Annotated in this window: 17 protein-coding genes; 7 read left to right on the top strand and 10 right to left on the bottom strand. The window is 38.1% G+C overall.

What is annotated here, in order from left to right; genetic code table 11:
• Positions 1 to 49: 49 nt before the first annotated feature.
• From JP36_RS10450 to JP36_RS10415, 8 genes are all read right to left on the bottom strand, one after another.
• Complete coding sequence (locus tag JP36_RS10450; RefSeq protein ID WP_039174499.1) at positions 50 to 349, bottom strand: hypothetical protein; 300 nt, start codon at positions 347 to 349, stop codon at positions 50 to 52.
• Positions 346 to 1,140 carry a glutamate racemase gene (gene murI / locus JP36_RS10445; protein WP_039174496.1) on the bottom strand — a complete coding sequence of 265 codons (795 nt, stop codon included), beginning with the start codon at positions 1,138 to 1,140 and terminating at the stop codon, positions 346 to 348. The genes JP36_RS10450 and murI overlap by 4 nt, the downstream gene beginning before the upstream one ends.
• Before the next feature lie 144 nt (positions 1,141 to 1,284).
• The gene (locus JP36_RS10440) at positions 1,285 to 1,800 is read right to left on the bottom strand and encodes a chorismate--pyruvate lyase family protein (protein ID WP_039174494.1); all 516 of its coding nucleotides are present in this window, start codon (positions 1,798 to 1,800) and stop codon (positions 1,285 to 1,287) included.
• A complete protein-coding gene (recG, locus tag JP36_RS10435; protein WP_039174492.1) occupies positions 1,793 to 3,877 on the bottom strand; it encodes an ATP-dependent DNA helicase RecG in 2,085 nt (694 codons plus the stop codon). The genes JP36_RS10440 and recG overlap by 8 nt, the downstream gene beginning before the upstream one ends.
• On the bottom strand, positions 3,877 to 6,015 hold the full coding sequence (gene spoT / locus JP36_RS10430) for a bifunctional GTP diphosphokinase/guanosine-3',5'-bis pyrophosphate 3'-pyrophosphohydrolase (RefSeq protein WP_039136016.1): 2,139 nt from the start codon (positions 6,013 to 6,015) through the stop codon (positions 3,877 to 3,879). The genes recG and spoT overlap by 1 nt, the downstream gene beginning before the upstream one ends.
• A gap of 34 nt (positions 6,016 to 6,049) precedes the next feature.
• Complete coding sequence (rpoZ, locus tag JP36_RS10425) at positions 6,050 to 6,322, bottom strand: DNA-directed RNA polymerase subunit omega (RefSeq protein WP_013745710.1); 273 nt, start codon at positions 6,320 to 6,322, stop codon at positions 6,050 to 6,052.
• 58 nt (positions 6,323 to 6,380) lie between these two features.
• Positions 6,381 to 7,016: a guanylate kinase gene (gene gmk, locus JP36_RS10420; RefSeq protein WP_039145427.1), complete on the bottom strand. Its 636-nt coding sequence runs from the start codon at positions 7,014 to 7,016 to the stop codon at positions 6,381 to 6,383.
• 83 nt (positions 7,017 to 7,099) lie between these two features.
• Positions 7,100 to 7,729 (bottom strand): MarC family protein, encoded by a 630-nt coding sequence (locus JP36_RS10415; RefSeq protein ID WP_039145424.1) that lies wholly within the window; start codon positions 7,727 to 7,729, stop codon positions 7,100 to 7,102.
• A gap of 51 nt (positions 7,730 to 7,780) precedes the next feature.
• Here JP36_RS10415 and JP36_RS10410 point away from each other — a divergent pair, with 51 nt between their 5' ends.
• Positions 7,781 to 9,679, top strand: coding sequence for an ABC transporter ATP-binding protein (locus JP36_RS10410; RefSeq protein ID WP_039174490.1), 1,899 nt, complete (start codon positions 7,781 to 7,783; stop codon positions 9,677 to 9,679).
• 61 nt (positions 9,680 to 9,740) lie between these two features.
• Here the strand turns inward: JP36_RS10410 and tsaD are convergent, their stop codons facing one another.
• Positions 9,741 to 10,760, bottom strand: coding sequence for a tRNA (adenosine(37)-N6)-threonylcarbamoyltransferase complex transferase subunit TsaD (gene tsaD / locus JP36_RS10405; RefSeq protein WP_039174488.1), 1,020 nt, complete (start codon positions 10,758 to 10,760; stop codon positions 9,741 to 9,743).
• 202 nt (positions 10,761 to 10,962) lie between these two features.
• On the opposite strand from tsaD, the gene rpsU reads away from it, so the two are divergent.
• From rpsU to JP36_RS10375, 6 genes are all read left to right on the top strand, one after another.
• A complete protein-coding gene (rpsU, locus tag JP36_RS10400) occupies positions 10,963 to 11,178 on the top strand; it encodes a 30S ribosomal protein S21 (protein ID WP_013745715.1) in 216 nt (71 codons plus the stop codon).
• A 140-nt stretch (positions 11,179 to 11,318) separates the two neighbouring features.
• On the top strand, positions 11,319 to 13,109 hold the full coding sequence (gene dnaG, locus JP36_RS10395; RefSeq protein ID WP_039174486.1) for a DNA primase: 1,791 nt from the start codon (positions 11,319 to 11,321) through the stop codon (positions 13,107 to 13,109).
• A 50-nt stretch (positions 13,110 to 13,159) separates the two neighbouring features.
• The gene (gene rpoD / locus JP36_RS10390) at positions 13,160 to 15,034 is read left to right on the top strand and encodes an RNA polymerase sigma factor RpoD (protein ID WP_039174484.1); all 1,875 of its coding nucleotides are present in this window, start codon (positions 13,160 to 13,162) and stop codon (positions 15,032 to 15,034) included.
• A gap of 455 nt (positions 15,035 to 15,489) precedes the next feature.
• Complete coding sequence (locus JP36_RS10385; protein ID WP_039174482.1) at positions 15,490 to 17,355, top strand: PTS mannitol transporter subunit IICBA; 1,866 nt, start codon at positions 15,490 to 15,492, stop codon at positions 17,353 to 17,355.
• 54 nt (positions 17,356 to 17,409) lie between these two features.
• A complete protein-coding gene (locus tag JP36_RS10380; RefSeq protein WP_039174480.1) occupies positions 17,410 to 18,564 on the top strand; it encodes a mannitol-1-phosphate 5-dehydrogenase in 1,155 nt (384 codons plus the stop codon).
• A 26-nt stretch (positions 18,565 to 18,590) separates the two neighbouring features.
• On the top strand, positions 18,591 to 19,091 hold the full coding sequence (locus tag JP36_RS10375; RefSeq protein WP_039174479.1) for an MltR family transcriptional regulator: 501 nt from the start codon (positions 18,591 to 18,593) through the stop codon (positions 19,089 to 19,091).
• A 33-nt stretch (positions 19,092 to 19,124) separates the two neighbouring features.
• Here the strand turns inward: JP36_RS10375 and JP36_RS10370 are convergent.
• The coding region (locus JP36_RS10370) for a helix-turn-helix domain-containing protein (RefSeq protein WP_039174477.1) at positions 19,125 to 19,306 on the bottom strand (182 nt) is incomplete at its 5' end.

Here is a 19,306-nt window from a genome sequence, read left to right as displayed (position 1 = left end):
TTGCAGATTTTTTTAATTTATTTTTTAATTGCTCATTTTTAAACCAAAACTACCACAACCCTGTGCTATGATGAATTGCAATCGTATTGTCTGTAATAATAAACTTACCTTTGTCATCCCTTCTTGGTAAGAAATAATCATATGGGAAGAAATACATCCCATCATTTAATTCAAATGATTGACCATTTAGTTTTACCTTATAATATAATTCTGTCATCCTGGAGCAAATTCTTGTATTTGCTATAGTACGATAGCCATCTCTAAAAAGCGTTACTTTATACCAAGATAAGACCTTTCCTATCCAAGGGTGACAAGGTTTTGCTCCAGCTAATCCTATTGAAAATATCATATCAGCAATAACTCTAACTGAGTAAACCCCCAGTCAAAAAACATTTTTTTTACATCATTTTCATCATCAAAAGGTGCTGTGCAATAAGCAATTTGCTTATCATTATTCTTGGCTATTGTTACTTGTGGAAGCAATGATTGCACTCGGCGTGCTATTGCCTTTCCAGAATCAATAAAGAAAGAAATTTGCGGTAGGCACGCCTTCAATTCCGCTTTCAATAAAGGAAAATGAGTGCAACCCAACACCACTGTATCCATTTCATATTCATAATTCCATTCAGCAACTGCTCTCTTAATTGCAAGATAATCGACTTTTTTGCCGTGCAATTTTTGTTCCGCTATTTCAACTAAATCGGTTGAACCTAAACGTCTTACCTCGCAATTTTTTGCATATTGTTGAATTAAATCATCTACATAAGGGCGTGTAATCGTGCCTTTAGTTGCCAGTAAACCTATCACTTTCGTTTGCGTTTTTTCTGCTGCCGGTTTAATTGCTGGAACAGTTCCTACAATTGGACAATTAAAAGCAGCTCTCATTGCTGGCAAAACTATTGTACTGGCGGTATTACAAGCAATAACAATCAAGTCGATTTGTTGGTTTATAGCAATTTTTTGGCAAATTTCAACACATCGTTGTTCCAGCAGTTTTCCCGGTTTTTCTGAATAAGGAAAGCAAGCATTATCCAAGCAATAAAGATAATTATAATTGGGCAATAATGCTTTTACTTCACGGTAGACACTTAATCCGCCGACACCGGAATCAAAAAATAGAATTGTTGGATTTTTTGTCATAATTTAGATAATTTTTATAAGTTTGTGATTTGTTGTGCTTTAATTAATTTTATCAAAATAACTTCACGACAAATGACATTTGAAAGGAAATGGAAGAATTATCCGCCATAAAATAGACTGATTCAACCAATAAACAGATTTCTCTTAAACATTCAGATATTTAAGTTTTCGCCAAAAATCTTTTAGGAAAAGTTCACTCACAAAAAAGGGGCGCTGCTGTAAACTCAATGTTGAACAACGAGCATAATGCTGATGATTCGCTCCCCATTTTATTTCGGTTCGTTGTACATTTTGTTGAAACAGCCAAGAGCCCAACGGCATTTTTCCTAATCGGTAAATTTTCTCACTATAAAATGCAAATGTATATTCCGGAATAAAGGTTCTAACAAAAATCCATTCCTGCCCATCGCCAATTAACACAACTTCCCTTAACCAACATTTATCACTATCACAATGAAATCCTATCTGTTGTTCTTGTGATGTAACTATCCATCCTTCAAACACAGGAAATACATTAAGCTTACGGCATTTTTGTTTTAATGCTGCAGTCAACGAACCTTTCAAAGATAACCAATTTCGATACATCGGTTTTAATCCTGAAAAATCAGATTGCCAGTGTAGTTCACGTAAGTATTGACGATATAAAGAATAATTATGCATTGGAATATTCTATCTTTTGATCTAACCAGCGATGAATTAACTGTTCTATATTGGGAGAATTTATTTGCATTAGCTGATTTGCACACCGTTGCACTGCTGGTAATAATCGTCTGTTGCGCACTAAATTAGCCACTTTAAACTCTGCCACACCTGTTTGTTTAACCCCCAATACTTCTCCTGGACCTCTAATTTCTAAATCTTTTTCCGCAATAGCAAAACCATCATTGCTACTACGCATAATATCTAAACGCTGTCGTGAAATTTTACCTAAAGGTGTTTTATAAAGCAGTACACAAAAAGATTCAACATTCCCTCGACCAACGCGTCCGCGCAATTGATGAAGTTGTGATAATCCCAGCCTTTCTGCATTTTCAATAATCATCAAACTCGCATTTGGCACATCAACTCCTACCTCAATCACAGTTGTTGCCACCAACACATCAATTTCACCTGTTTTGAAAATATCCATCATATTCTGTTTTTCTTGCGACTTCATTCTTCCATGAACTAATCCAATCTCAAGTGTTGGCAATGCTTTTCGCAAATCCTCTGCCAAGGCTTCCGCAGCTTGAGCTTCCAATACTTCAGACTCATCAATCAAAGTACAAACCCAATAAACTTGTCGTTTATCCACAGTACAAGCGTGAAACACTCGCTGAACCAATTCATCTCGCCGCTCCTCTGCAATTGCTACGGTTTTAATCGGTGTTCTTCCTGGTGGCAATTCATCAATCACAGAAATATCTAAATCAGCATATACCGTCATAGCTAATGTACGAGGAATTGGTGTTGCCGTCATAATCAGTTGATGCGGATAAAATCCATTTTTAGCACCTTTTTCTCGTAATAGTAGCCTTTGTTCAACGCCAAAGCGATGCTGTTCATCGATTATCACTAATGCCAACGAATGAAACTCTACCTGCTCCTGAAACAAAGCGTGCGTACCAACAACAATTTGAGTTTCACCACTTTGGATCTGCTCCAACGATTGCTGCCGTTTTTTGCCCTTTACTTTACCCGCTAACCAACCGACCTTGATGCCGAACGGTTCTAACCAATGGGAAAAATTATGCAAATGCTGTTCTGCAAGAATTTCCGTTGGTGCCATAATAGCTACCTGTTGATGATTATCTAACGCCACCAAAGATGCCAGTAAAGCCACTAACGTTTTTCCAGACCCAACATCTCCCTGAATCAAGCGCATCATCGGTTGAGATCGTTGCAGATCTTGCTCAATATCTTCTACTACTCGCAATTGTGCTTTTGTTGGAGTAAATGGTAAGGTTGCCAAGAATTGTTGCTTGATATTGCTCAAGTAACGTAACACAATAGCAGAATTCTGCTGTGCATCCTGCTTACTTTTTTGCATTGCTAAATTGTGAGCCAATAACTCCTCAAATGCCAAGCGCTGTTGTGCTGGATGTTCCCCTTTTTCCAAAATTGCTGATAATGTGCCAGCTGGAGGTCGATGCAAAAACTGCACTGCACTTTTCAAATCATACCCACTAGGATTAAATTCTGTAGGGAGCAACTCTTTAATAGTGGCTTTATCCAATAATGCCAATGCTTGCTCAGTTAATTTACGCCAAGATGCTTGCTTTAATCCCTCTGTTGAAGGGTAAATCGGAGTTAAATTTTCATCTAGTGTCAAAGGTTCATTATGATGAATAATACGATATTCAGGGTGATGCATTTCCGCCATAAATCGTCCACGCCTAATTTCTCCAAATGCCTTCACTCTGACACCATTCGAAAAACTGTTCCTCATCCCAGCATTAAAATTAAAAAAGCGCAACATAACTTTTGATGAGCCATCAGAAAGAGAGACAGTTAGCATTGGGCGGCGACCAAACTGCACTTCACACGTCTGCACAATCCCCTCTATTGTGGCATAACTATTCGGACGCAAATCAACAATTGGGGTAATGTGGGTACGATCTTCGTAACGCAATGGAAAATGAAATAATAGATCCTGAACAGAATGGATTCCCAAACGGGATAACCTTTCCGACATTGCCGCACCAACACCGGAAAGAACAGTAAGAGGCAAATGATCAAGTAATGTTTCTGCTTGCATTATTCATTAATGTTGCGGAACACTTCAACGACACCGGATACCGCACTGATTTTACGGATAATTGAAGCCAAATGCATTTTATCTTTCGCTGTCAAAACAACAAAGACCTGATAAACACGCCCATCACGTTCTTCTGTCCAGATACTTTGAATATTGCTGCCAGCCGAAGTAATAGCTGAGGTTAAATTCGCAAAAGCACCATGCTGATTTAGCATTTCAATACGCAATTCTGCTTCAAACTCTACGCTGTTTTCGCTCTTTTCCCACTCTACCGGCATATAGTGATCCGCATTTTCTTCACGGTGTCGAATATTAGCACAATATTCATGGTGAATTACTAATCCCTTACCCGGGCTAACATAAGCCACGATCGGATCTCCTGGAATCGGATGGCAACATTTTGCAAAATTAATCAACAAACCATCAACACCTTTGATTAAAACACCACTTTCGGTCTCTTTATAAGTGTTATTACTCAAATCACCATCGGTATCAATTTCTAATTTCTCACCTAATAAGCGATGTGCAATGACTACGCTAATTTGATTACCTAAACCAATTTCCGCTAATAGATCATCTAAACTATTTAACTTTAATTCCGCCAACAATGCTGAAATGTTATTACTATCAATATCTTCCAGTTTCGTTGGTGATAATGCGTGGAATAATTGCCTTTTTCCGAGCATAATCGCTTCATCACGGCGCAAAGATTTCAATGTTTGACGAATTTTTGAGCGTGCTTTTGCCGTTACTACAAAATTTAACCAAGTTGCACTAGGACGTGCAGAAGGTGCGGTAATAATTTCTACAGTTTGACCGGATTGCAACGCTTGAGAAAGTGCATAAGGCTGACGATCGACTCTTGCACCGATACAGGTTTGACCAATATCGGTATGCACTGCATAAGCAAAATCAACCGGCGTTGCTCCTGCCGGCAACTCCACAATACGACCTTTGGGAGTAAAAACATAAATTTCATCTGGGAAAAGATCCGACTTCACACTCTCAATAAATTCAAATGAATTTCCGGCACTTTGTTGCAATTCAATCAAACTCTGCAACCAACGCTGCGCTCGAATTTGTACGGTGGTACTATCATTCTTGCCACCTTGCTTATAAATCCAATGTGCTGCCACCCCCATTTCCGCCATCTGATCCATATCTTCAGTACGAATTTGTACCTCAACCGGCACCCCATGTGGCCCGATCATTGATGTATGCAGAGATTGATAGCCGTTCGCTTTCGGCACAGCGATATAATCTTTAACACGACCAGGACGCGGTTTATACAAACTGTGCATTTGTCCTAACACGCGGTAACAGGTATCCACGTCCGAAACAACAGCTCGAAATGCATAAATATCCATAATTGAATGAAAACGCTGCTCTTTCATTTTCATTTTTTGATAAATGGAATAGAGATGTTTTTCACGTCCAAACACACGAGCATGAATTCCGACATCATCTAATCGCCCTTTAATTTCATCCGTAATACGTTGAATCATCTCTTTACGATTACCGCGCGCATTTTGAATAACTTTTTGCAATACTTGATAACGATGAGGATGTAATGCCTCAAAGCCTAAGTCTTCTAATTCATTCTTAATATGTTCAATGCCTAAACGGTGTGCTAACGGACTATAAATTTCCAATGTTTCCTTAGCAATACGGCGACGTTTATCCGGACGCAATGCCCCGAGTGTACGCATATTATGGGTTCGGTCTGCCAATTTGATGAGAATGACACGAATATCCTGTGTCATTGCTAAAATCATTTTGCGGAAGTTCTCCGCTTCAGCTTCTTTGCGAGTTCTAAATTTTAATTTATCTAATTTAGATACTCCCTCAACGATTTCCGCCACACTTTTACCAAACTCTGCGGTTAATTCTTCTTCAGTATAAGGAGTATCTTCAATCACATCGTGCAATAGTGCCGCCATTACCGCCTCGTGATCCAATCTCATTTCAGCAATAATAGAAGCCACTGCAACCGGATGGGTAATATAAGGTTCACCACTGGAACGAGTCTGACCTTCGTGAGCATCACGTGCAATCACAAACGCACGTTTAACTAACTCAATTTGATCATCAGGTAAATAACTTTTAATTATCGTATGTAAACTCTCAAATAAATACATAACTCGTTCTTCGGAAATAGCTTTAAAATAGTGATTATTCCACGTCTGCTAACAAAGACACCGCTTGTAATTCAGCGTGTTCTTGTTCTAACGCATCGTGACGTTCTTGAGCATCCATAATATCGTTATTGATCAATCCTTTTTCAATTTCACGCAATGCAATAACGGTCGGTTTATCATTTTCTTCCGGAACCAACGGCTCACGGACGTGAAGTTGCAATTCTCTCGCCCGACGAGCTGCGGTTAAAATTAAATCAAAACGGTTACCAATTTTTTCTACTGCATCTTGTACGGTTACGCGTGCCATATTTTTCTCCAAAACTAAATTGTTTACTATTCAACCAATAAAAAGGTTACGTATAATACTAAAGCTGTTCCGATTTCGCCAGTAATTGTGAAATTAATAATTGATGACGTTGAACTTGTCGCTCAACCCGCAATTTTTCTGCTTTTAAAATCACCTTAATCTCACTCAATGCCTGATCAAAATCATCATTAATAATTAAATAATCATATTCATCATAATGACTGATCTCACTGATCGCTTTTTTCATTCTTGCAGCAATCACTTCATTCGAATCCTGACCACGACCAATCAATCTTCGTTCTAATTCTTGCAGTGATGGTGGTAGGATAAAAATACTTTTTGCCGCCGGTACTTTTTTTCTCACCTGCTGAGCGCCTTGCCAATCAATATCCAAAAAAACATCAATCCCTTGTCTTAATGAACGTTCAATCATCGGCAACGAAGTTCCATAATAATTTCCAAATACTTCAGCATATTCTAAGAAAGCATCTTCCTCAATTAATCGCTTAAACTCTTTATGATCAACAAAATAATAGTGTTTTCCTTGTTCCTCATTGGGACGTGGTTGACGCGTAGTATGCGAAATAGAAACCTGCATTTCATAGCTTGGCTGTTGTTGCAATAGCGCAGAAATTAATGAAGATTTCCCTGCACCACTCGGCGCAGATACAATATATAAATTTCCTAATGGCATAAAAATTTCTCTATCCTTGCAAAGAACGTTATCTTATCACCTTTATCAATAAAACGTCTCTTTTTTGCTTTATTTTTTAACAATTACGTAACAGTTGGAATCACTTCAATAAAAAAGGCTTTAATGCCACTTAAAATATGGTTGACCGCAATTGCCGCCAAAATCAAGCCCATCACGCGACTAATAATCGCAGCACCGGTAGTACCGATTAGACGTTGAATCCTATTTGCGGCTATCAATAATAAATAGGTAATCAACAGCACTAACGCCATAATGGCTGCCGTTACAATCTGATCCGCAAAACTGAAACGATGGTTATCGGTCAATAACACAATCGCCATCATTGCACCGGGCGAAGCAATGGACGGCACTGCCAATGGATAAACCGCTAATTCATTGATATTTGAAGACAAACGCATTTCCTGTTCTGCTTTTCCTTCGCTAAATACCATTGTTAAAGCAAAAAGTAATAACACTAAACCGCCAGCAACCTGAAATGCAGTTAAAGGGATTTGCATTGCTTCCAATAAAAATTGACCGGTAACTAAAAAGAAAAATAAAATTCCAGTGGAAATAAGTACTGCATTTCTTGCTATTTTCTTTCGATCTGTCACCGAAAGCCCGATAGTTTTGGTAAGATATACAGGAACTGAGCCGATAGGATCGATGACGGCCCATAAAACAACAAATTGTACTAAAAAAGAATCAAACATTTGTCCATCCTAAACTGAAAAATCATAAATTTATCAAGAGCATATCGAAAAATGTTAATTTTTACAAATTTAACCCTTAAACGCGGAATTACAACATTATTAGAAAACGCCAATGCCACCATCACACCAGGTCAGAAAGTCGGACTTGTCGGCAAAAATGGGTGTGGGAAATCTTCGCTATTTTCACTGATCAAAGGCGAATTATTCCCCGAACAAGGCGATGTCACCTATCCGAACGGCTGGCAAATCAGCTGGGTTAATCAAGAAACGCCGGCATTGGAAATTTCTGCTTTGGATTATACCATTAAAGGTGATCGTGAATATACACAATTACAACAACAATTAGCCATTGCCAATCAGCAAAATGACGGTTATCGCATTGCCGCTATTCATTCTCAACTGGATGCTATTGATGCTTGGACAATTCAATCTCGTGCCTCTACATTATTACACGGCTTAGGTTTTGAAGAATCACAGCTCAGTCTGCCGGTAAAATCATTTTCCGGTGGTTGGAGAATGCGTCTGAATTTGGCTCAAGCGCTGCTTTGCCGTTCAGATTTACTCCTACTTGATGAACCGACCAACCATTTGGATTTAGATGCCGTTATTTGGCTGGAAAGTTGGCTGAAAAGTTATTCAGGCACATTAGTTTTAATTTCTCACGATCGCGATTTTCTCGATCCGATCATAAATAAAGTTATCCATATAGAACAACACCAACTATTTGAATATACAGGAAATTATTCAAATTTTGAAATAATGCGAGCTTCAAAACTTGCTCAACAGAATGCACTCTACCAGCAACAGCAACAAAAAATTGCGCATCTGCAAAAATTTATTGATCGCTTTAAAGCAAAAGCCACCAAAGCGAAACAGGCACAAAGCCGAATTAAAGCACTGGAACGAATGGAAAAAATCGCACCAGCACATATCGATAACCCATTTTCATTCCATTTTCCACAACCAGAATATCTGCCTAATCCATTGTTATCAATGGAAAAAGTAAGTGCTGGCTATGGAGAAAATTTGGTTTTACAACACATTAAACTTAATTTAGTTCCTGGCTCACGCATTGGTTTATTAGGCAAAAACGGTGCAGGAAAATCAACGCTAATTAAATTATTAGCTGGAGAACTTTTACCCCAATCAGGTATTGTTCAATTGGCAAAAGGCATTCAACTTGGCTATTTCGCCCAACATCAACTCGATATTTTGCGCGCTGAAGAGAGTCCTTTATGGCACTTACAACGTCTGTCACCGACTAAAACAGAACAGGAATTGAGGGATTATCTCGGTGGTTTTGCTTTTCACGGTGATAAAGTCAAACAAACAATCGCTTCCTTTTCCGGTGGTGAAAAAGCACGTTTGGTTTTAGCATTAATTGTGTGGCAACGACCAAATTTATTATTGCTTGATGAACCGACCAACCATTTAGATTTGGATATGCGTCAAGCACTTACTGAGGCATTAATGGATTACGAAGGCTCATTAGTGGTGGTATCGCACGATCGCCATTTGTTACGCAATACCGTCAGTGAGTTCTATTTGGTACACGATAAAAAAGTTGAGGCGTTTGACGGCGATTTGGAAGATTATCAAAAATGGCTTTTAACATTGGAATCGGACGCTAATCAGCAAATGGTTACTTCCGAGACTAATAAGGAAAATGAATTTCTTCAACGAAAAGAACAAAAGCGGCGTGAAGCGGAATTACGCGAAAAAACCGCCCCGATTAGAAAAGCACTTCAACAGCTTGAAAAAAGTATGCTGCAATATTCAACAACACTGGCGCAAATAGAAACTAAATTATCGGATAACGACCTTTATCTTACTGAAAATAAAGAAAAATTAACAACATTATTAGCGGATCAGGCAGAATTAAAGAAAAAGCTCGAACAGGTCGAAAATGATTGGTTGACGCAACAAGAATTATTGGAGAGTTTCAGTTAAAGGAGTAATTTTTAATATTTAATATAATGATGGGCTGTAACCGCCCATCATCTTGATTAATTTAGCTAACAATCTTCGCTAAATCACTCATTTTCCAACGAGGACGCACTTCAACCGCCAAACCGGTCTGCTCGCCTGCTTTTAAGCGTAAAAAACCAGCATAAGCGATCATTGCGCCATTATCGGTGCAAAATTGAGGAGCTGGATAAAACACTTCCCCACCTAATTTTTCCATTAATTCAGCTAAACGTTGACGCAACTGTTTATTTGCACTCACACCACCAGCAATAACCAGACGTTTCAAACCGGTTTGAGTCAAGGCGCGTTGACACTTAATTGCCAATGTATCCACTACAGCTGCTTGGAATGCATAAGCAATATCACAACGTGTTTGTTGATCTTGCGGATATTGAGCTACAGTATTTGCAGCAAACGTTTTCAACCCAGAGAAACTAAAATCAAGCCCCGGACGATCCGTCATCGGTCGTGGAAATATAAAACGATTAGGGTTGCCTTGTTCCGCCAATCGTGACAATGCTGCTCCCCCCGGATAATCCAAACCAAGCAATTTAGCTGTTTTATCAAATGCTTCACCTGCAGCATCATCTATTGATTCCCCCAATAATTGATAATCACCAATACCGTTGACTTGAATTAACTGTGTATGCCCTCCTGACACCAACAATGCCAAAAAAGGAAAATCAGGAACTCGCTCTTCCAACATCGGTGCGAGCAAATGTCCCTCCATATGATGAACACCTAATGCCGGCACATTCCAAGCATAAGCCAAAGAGCGAGCAATCATTGCCCCCACTAACAACGCACCAGCCAACCCTGGTCCTGTTGTATAGGCTACACCATCAATATCTTCAGGCTGCAAATTTGCTTCTTGCAACGCTGCCTGAATTAAAGGTGCTGTTTTCCGAATATGATCTCGCGAAGCCAATTCCGGCACAACTCCGCCATAATCGGCGTGTAAACTGATTTGAGTATAGAGCTGGTTGGCGATTAATCCTTTCTCTTCATCATAAATAGCGACCCCAGTCTCATCGCAGGAGCTTTCTATTCCTAAAACTTTCATCTATCTTTCTTCGTTATACCTTTCAAAAAAATTGCCGGCATTTTACGCTTTTTTCATTAATTTCTCTAGTTTGTCGGTTGCTAATCACGAAATAAGCGCTTTACTTTTCGTATGGAAATAGATTAAAATTGCGACCTTTATTGAGTAAAGGTTATCTTGTATAACCACAAATATGTATAAATTTCATTGAGGTGATTGGCTCATGCCTGTAATTAAAGTTCGTGAAAATGAATCATTTGACGTTGCATTACGTCGTTTCAAACGTTCTTGCGAAAAAGCAGGAATCTTAGCAGAAGTTCGTAGCCGTGAATTCTACGAAAAACCAACTACTATTCGTAAACGCGAAAAAGCATCTGCTGCAAAACGTCACGCTAAAAAATTAGCACGTGAAAACGCACGTCATACTCGTTTATATTAATTCATTCTTTGATTTAGCTTTAAACGAATTATATTTTAAACCGTGTTTCTTGTTGAAACACGGTTGTTCTTTATTTTATAGCCCATAATTATTGCAACGCTGTAACAGCAAATCCCTTTGCCATATGAGGAGTGTCGAAAATGAAAGGACTGATTCCACGCACTTTTATTGATGAACTCTTAGCACGTACCAACATCGTTGATATTATTAACTCTCGAGTAAAACTCAAAAAAGCAGGGCAAAATTACCAAGCCTGCTGTCCATTCCATAATGAAAAAACACCTTCTTTTTCCGTTAGTCCTAAAAAACAGTTTTACCACTGTTTCGGTTGCGGTGCTCACGGAAATGTCATTACCTTTTTAATGGAATATGACAAGATGGATTTTGTTGAAGCTATTGAAGAGCTAGCATCATTACAAGGGGTAGAAGTTCCAAGGGAAGAGACTAATAGTAAATATAATCCCAACAATAGTGCCAATTATAGAAGTAAACGTGATTTACATCAGTTAATGCACGATATAACTCAATTTTATCAACAGCAACTGCTTCAATCTCTGCCAGCACAGGCTTATCTTCAACAACGAGGATTATCAACTGAAATTATTCAACGCTTTGCCATCGGTTTCTCAACCAATACTAATTCCGTTTTAAATAGCTTCGGTAAAACATCAGAAGACCGTCAAAAACTAGTGGACACCGGTATGGTTACAAAATCTGATTACGGTAACTTTTATGACCGCTTCCGCCAACGAATTATGTTTCCAATCCGAGATCGTCGAGGCAGAACCATCGCTTTCGGCGGTAGAGTTTTAGGAGATGAAAAACCTAAATATTTAAATTCACCAGAAATGGCAACATACCATAAGGGAAACGAATTATATGGGTTATATGAAGCATTACAACAAAATGATAATCCAGAATATTTGCTTGTTGTAGAAGGATATATGGATGTGGTTGCATTAGCTCAATTCGGCGTTACTAATGCAGTTGCTTCACTGGGAACTGCAACTACTGGAGAACAAATTCAGATCGCATTCCGTGCTACTGAACAAATTATCTGTTGTTATGATGGCGACAATGCCGGTAAAAGCGCTGCATGGAGAGCATTAGAAAATGCCTTACCTCACCTTTATGATGGTAGACAGCTTAAATTTATCTTTTTGCCAGATAATGAAGATCCTGATACGTTTATTCGCCAAATCGGTAAAGAACAATTCGAAAATTTTCTCAATAATGCTCAGACAATGAGTGAATTCTTATTTCAACATCTACTATCACAAGTGGATTTAAGTAGCAAAGATGGTCGCAGTAAATTGGCTGCATTAGCTGTACCATTAATTAACCAAATTCCTGGTGAAACATTACGTCTTTATCTACGCAATACTTTAGGACAAAAGCTCGGTATTATGGACAGTATGCAACTTGAAAAAATGCTACCTGCACTTATTTCAGAGCATAAAGCAAAAGAGAAAGAAGAACGGCTACAATCTACACCAATGCGGTTACTTATTGCATTACTAATACAAAATCCAGAACTTGCCGATACGCAAGTCACACGTATCTTATTAAGCAATCCACAAGTGTTGTATGACTTAAATATGCCTGGGTTGGCATTATTCCTTGAAATTTATCAGATTTGTGCCAACAAAAGCGGCATTACAACCGGTCAGCTGCTGGAATTTTGGCGTGGAAAAAAAGAACAGAAAATCCTTGAAAAATTAGCAATGTGGGATCATTTAATAAAAGATGATAACATCGAAGCTACTTTTTATGGTAATCTAAAACACTTGCATTCCAAAGTAATGGAAAAACGTATTGAAACGTTAAAAGCGAAAGATCGTACAGATTCTTTATCGCTCGATGAAAAAAAAGAACTGATAGAACTACTAGCAAACAGTCGAAACTTGCTAGTTCCGGTCTATTCTTCATAACAATTATGAAGAATGATTTCTGCTAATCAACAATTATTGGATGTCAAAATATGGATCAAAATCCACAATCTCAGTTAAAACAATTAATTGCACAGGGCAAAGAACAAGGTTATCTCACCTATGCAGAGGTTAATGATAGTTTACCGGAAGACCTCGTTGATGCCGATCAAATAGAAGACATCATTCAAATGATCAACGATATGGGGATTCAAGTGCTTGAATCAGCTCCAGATGCCGATGATCTTATGCTAAACGAAAATGTTACCGATGAAGATGCTGTAGAAGAAGCTACACAGGTTCTTTCTAGTGTAGAATCTGAAATTGGTAGAACTACCGACCCAGTGCGTATGTATATGCGAGAAATGGGCAGCGTAGAATTGCTAACCCGAGAAGGCGAAATTGATATTGCAAAACGTATTGAAGAAGGAATTAACGAAGTTCAATGTGCAGTTGCGGAATATCCACAAGCTCTGGATCATTTATTAGCGCAATATGATCTTGTTGAAAAAGGTGAAGTTCGTCTTTCCGATCTTATTACCGGTTTTGTCGATCCAAATGCAGTAGATACCGAAGATTACTCAAAATTTATGAGTGATGATTCCGGAGAAGGAGAAGACGATAACAATATTTCCAGCGATGATCTCGATGAAAACGATGATGACGAAGACAGTGATAGCGAATCCAACAACAGTGCCGACAATGATTCGGATAACAGCATTGACCCTGAAGTGGCACGAGAAAAATTTACTGCATTAAAAGAGCAACATCACAAAACTGTCGCTGCAATTGATAAACACGGTCGTGGAAATAAAAAAGCAAAAGATCAAATTAATGCTCTTTCAGAAATTTTTCAACAATTCCGATTAGTACCGAAACAATTCGATATTTTAGTATTATCAATGCGAGATATGATGAAGCGTATTCGTACTCAAGAACGACAAATCCAACGTTTAGCCGTTGAATATGCCAAAATGCCGAAAGGCACTTTCCAAAAAGCTTTTATCGGTCACGAAACAAATGATGCTTGGATTGAAAAAGCATTAACTGCTGGCAAAAATTGGTCTGAAAAATTAAAGGATTACGAAGTTGGTATCCGCCAAGCAATTCAATTATTGAAAGCCATTGAACAGGAAAGTGGATTAACCATTACACAAATCCGCCAAATCGGTGAAAAAATTTCGCAAGGTGAACTTAAAGCTCGTCGCGCGAAGAAAGAGATGGTAGAAGCCAACTTGCGTTTGGTGATTTCCATTGCCAAAAAATATACCAACCGTGGATTGCAATTCCTTGATTTAATTCAGGAAGGTAATATCGGTTTGATGAAAGCGGTAGATAAATTTGAATATCGTCGTGGTTATAAATTCTCTACATATGCAACTTGGTGGATTCGTCAGGCAATTACGCGTTCAATAGCTGATCAAGCTCGTACTATCCGCATTCCGGTACATATGATCGAAACGATTAATAAATTAAATCGAATTTCTCGCCAAATGTTACAAGAAATGGGGCGTGAAGCTTCTCCGGAAGAGTTAGCTGAACGAATGGGAATGCCTGAAGACAAAATCAGAAAAGTATTGAAAATTGCTAAAGAACCTATTTCAATGGAAACCCCTATCGGTGATGACGATGATTCACATTTAGGTGATTTTATTGAAGACAATACTTTAGAATTACCTCTGGATTCAGCAACCGCACAAAGCTTAAAGGTAGCAACTCACGAAGTTTTGGAAGGTTTAACACCACGTGAAGCTAAAGTGCTTAGAATGCGTTTTGGTATTGATATGAATACGGATCACACTTTGGAAGAAGTAGGTAAACAATTTGATGTTACTCGTGAACGTATTCGTCAGATTGAAGCGAAAGCCTTACGTAAATTGCGCCATCCTAGTCGTTCTGAAACGTTGCGTAGTTTCTTGGATGAATAACTAAATTCTTATTTAAAAAGATCGGTCGTAAAACCGATCTTTTTATTTTTCAAATAGTTACATATTTAATAATACAATATAGCTTTCCCCAATATTTTGTTTTAGTTCATTTTGATGTGTAGCCATATTATTCTAATTCTTTATTTTATGAACTGCCTCTTTTCCTTAGTAAACACATTATGTCGATAAAATTAGGCGAAAATAGGTCATATTACCAAGTAAAAAATAACTTTTATCCCATACTTTTTTCATCATTTTCATATAGAAAAAATGTGATATATATCACAAAAAATATTTTATATTTTAAATTTTGTGACACACATCACGCTTTATTTTTTTTCATAAAAAATTTTATTTGAAGTTCGTCACATTTTTGAAATCAAAAATTTCCGCTTTTTTGTTCAATATGCTATTTTTCTGTTCGAAATTTCTTCTACATTATTGAGGATTAAACTATGGTTTCTGCACAGACAAAATTACGCATACAAAACTTCGGTCGTTTTCTCTCCAATATGGTAATGCCGAATATCGGTGCTTTTATCGCTTGGGGGTTTATTACCGCATTATTTATTCCGACAGGTTGGCTGCCAAACGAAACATTAGGCAAACTTGTTGGTCCAATGATCACTTATTTGCTACCATTGCTCATCGGTTATACTGGTGGCCGTTTAGTCGGGGGTGATCGTGGTGCTGTAGTTGGCGCCATTACCACAATGGGGGTTATCGTTGGTTCAGATATTCCAATGTTCCTTGGTGCAATGATTGCCGGTCCACTCGGTGGTTATGCCATCAAAAAATTTGATAGATGGGTAGACGGTAAAATTAAAAGCGGTTTTGAGATGTTGGTCAACAACTTCTCTGCCGGTATTATCGGGATGATTCTCGCACTTATCGCATTCCTTGCAATCGGTCCATCCGTTAAAGCACTTTCCACAGCATTAGCCGCCGGTGTTGACGTACTTGTTAATGCAGATTTACTACCACTTACTTCGCTTTTCGTTGAACCGGCAAAAATTTTATTCTTAAATAATGCCATCAACCACGGTATTTTCTCACCGCTAGGTATTCAACAATCACAGGAATTTGGACAATCTGTATTCTTCTTAATTGAAGCAAATCCTGGTCCGGGCTTAGGTGTGTTACTTGCTTATATGTTATTCGGTAAAGGTTCTGCCAAACAAACCGCCAGTGGTGCAGCCATCATTCACTTCTTTGGTGGAATTCACGAAATTTATTTCCCATATGTGTTAATGAATCCACGTTTATTACTTGCCGTGATTGCCGGCGGTATGTCAGGTGTATTCACACTTACATTAACTCATTCAGGCTTAGTTGCACCCGCTTCACCAGGTTCTATTTTCGCTGTATTGCTTATGACCCCTAAATCATCAATGTTCGGTGTAATTCTTTCGGTATTAATTGCTTGTGCGGTCTCTTTCGTTATTGCCTCTTTCTTCTTAAAACTTCAAAAAGGCGAAGGTTCTTTGGAAGAAGCAACGCAACAAATGAAGAATTTAAAATCAGGTCAAACTACTAATGTCAACCACGTTGAAATTAACTACAACGGATTGAAAAAAATCTTTGTGTCCTGCGATGCTGGTATGGGTTCAAGCGCAATGGGTGCAAGTATGTTGCGTAAAAAAGTTAAAGATGCCGGTTTAGATATTGAAGTAGCGAACTGTGCAATCAATGACTTACCTGATAATGCACGTTTAGTTATCACTCACCAAGATTTAACTTTACGCGCAAAACAGCAAGTACCAACTGCAATGCACTTGTCACTCACTAATTTCTTGGATAATAAATTCTATGACCATTTAGTCAGCGAATTGAAAGCGGAAGTCGGTCAACAAAGTACAAAACAGGCGGAAACTGTAGAAACGCACGCCCACTTTACATTAGCACCAAATCAAGTTTTCCTTGGATTGAAAGCTGCTAATAAAGAAGAGGCAATCCGTTTTGCTGGTGAACAATTAGTAAAAGGCGGTTTTGTACAACCAAGTTATGTTGATGCAATGTTGGAACGTGAAAAACTTGTTTCCACCTATCTCGGTGAAGGTGTTGCCGTACCACACGGTACTATTGAAGCAAAAGATGCTGTATTAAAAACCGGTATCGTATTCTGTCAATATCCAGATGGCGTGCGTTTCACCGATGAAGAGGATGGTATTGCCAAATTAGTTATCGGCATTGCTGCTCGCAACAATGAACACATTCAAGTGGTTACCGCAATTACCAACGCCTTGGATAGCGAAGAAGCAATCAAGACTTTAACAACTACAGATGATGTAGAAAAAGTGTTAGCATTACTCAAAGGTTAATAGGCTGTAAGGACGTAGTGATATCACTACGTTCTTTTTATTTAGGAGATTATAATGAAAGCATTACATTTTGGCGCCGGCAATATCGGACGCGGTTTTATCGGTAAATTACTTGCTGATGCTGGTATTTATGTCACTTTTGCTGATATTAACGAAACCGTTATTAATCAACTTAATCAACAAAAATTCTACTCAGTCAAAGTGGTTGGGGATGGTCAAAACAAAATTGAAATTGTAAAAAATGTGGACGGGATTAATTCAGCCAATAAACAACAGCTTTTTGAAAAAATTCAACAAGTTGATCTAATCACGACTGCTATCGGTGCTGGCGTATTAAAGATTATTGCTAAATCTTTAGCGCAAGGCTTACTACAACGTATCCAAAACGGCAATCATCAACCATTAAACATTATCGCTTGTGAAAATATGGTTCGTGGAACCAGTGCGTTAAAAGAACACGTTTATTCTCACCTTTCCGAATCAGAGCAACAACTTATTGAAAAATATGTAGGCTTTGTTGATTCTGCTGTGGATAGAATTGTGCCACCTGTTGAAGCAAACAGCGAAGATCCGCTACAGGTTACTGTTGAAGAATTCAGTGAATGGATTGTGGATGAAACTCAATTTAAAGGTGATATTCCGAATATCGCAGGTATGGAATGTACCGATAATTTAATGGCATTTATTGAACGAAAATTGTTCACATTGAATACCGGTCACGCTGTTACTGCTTATTTAGGCAAACTTGCCGGATACCAATTCGTTAAACAATCGATTGATGATGAAAATATCAAACAACAAGTTAAAACTGTAATGCAAGAAAGCGGTGCAGTATTAATCAAGCGTTATCAATTCGATCCGGCTGCCCACGCCGCTTATATTGAAAAAATTCTAAAACGTTTCGCCAATCCATACCTTACCGATGATGTAGATCGTGTTGGGCGCGAACCTATCAGAAAACTTAGCTATAATGATCGTTTAATCAAACCATTACGTGGCACATTGGAATATCAACTTCCTCATCCGATGTTATGCAAAGCAATCGCTGCCGCGTTGTGTTACACTAATGCAAATGATCCACAAGCAGTAGAATTACAGAAATCTATTGCTGATCAAGGAATTACGAAAACATTAGAAAAATATACCGGATTAGATAACACTGCAATTTTTGCGGAAATTGCCCAAAATTACGCATCACTGAAAAAATAATTTCTTGATGATATTAAAGGACTTAAATGATCGAGGAAAAACTAAATGAAGTTACCAGCGCACGAGGATTAATCATTGCAGCGGTAACTGTTTTTGAAGAAGCATTGGATCAACTTATCAACAAAGTTTTCCGCAAAACGGATTTTGTTGTTGAATCAGTGATTGAATCGCTGTTCGAGCATTCAGGTCCTTTATTTGACTTTAAAATCCGTTTAAAAGTGTTGTTAGGTTTAGGCGTGATCTCTAAAGACATTTTTGAAGATATTGAACAGTTTCTGAAACTTAAAGAAATTATCAACAACCAAACACAGGAACTCTCTTTCAGTAATCCGTTACTGCTAGATTTTGTGCAACAACTCAACTGTATCAAAGATTCTATTTTTATAAAAGATCCCCTTCCACACGCAACAAACAATTCATTACTTGAACAAGTAAAAATCATTCGCTGGGAAAAAATGATTCGCTCCTATATCACACTGGCAATTATCTCTATTCACGAGGCACTGTTGATTGAAAGTCCGTTGTGAATCATCTAACCTAATGCATAACTACTTTTTATCCTATCTTTCCATAAAACTTTCTCGGAATACTTTTGGACTTACGCCAACTTTCTTCTTAAAAACCCTAGAAAAATAAAGAGGATCAGTAAATCCAACATTACGAGATATAGAACTAATTGGATCATTCGTTGTAAAAAGTAATTGCTTAGCATAATTAATACGTTGATCATCTCTCCATAGAT

Origin of the sequence: Gallibacterium genomosp. 1 (assembly GCF_000771875.1) — a bacterium.
In the GTDB taxonomy this organism is placed as follows: Bacteria; Pseudomonadota; Gammaproteobacteria; order Enterobacterales; family Pasteurellaceae; genus Gallibacterium.
This window is presented reverse-complemented; position numbering and strand designations above follow the sequence as displayed.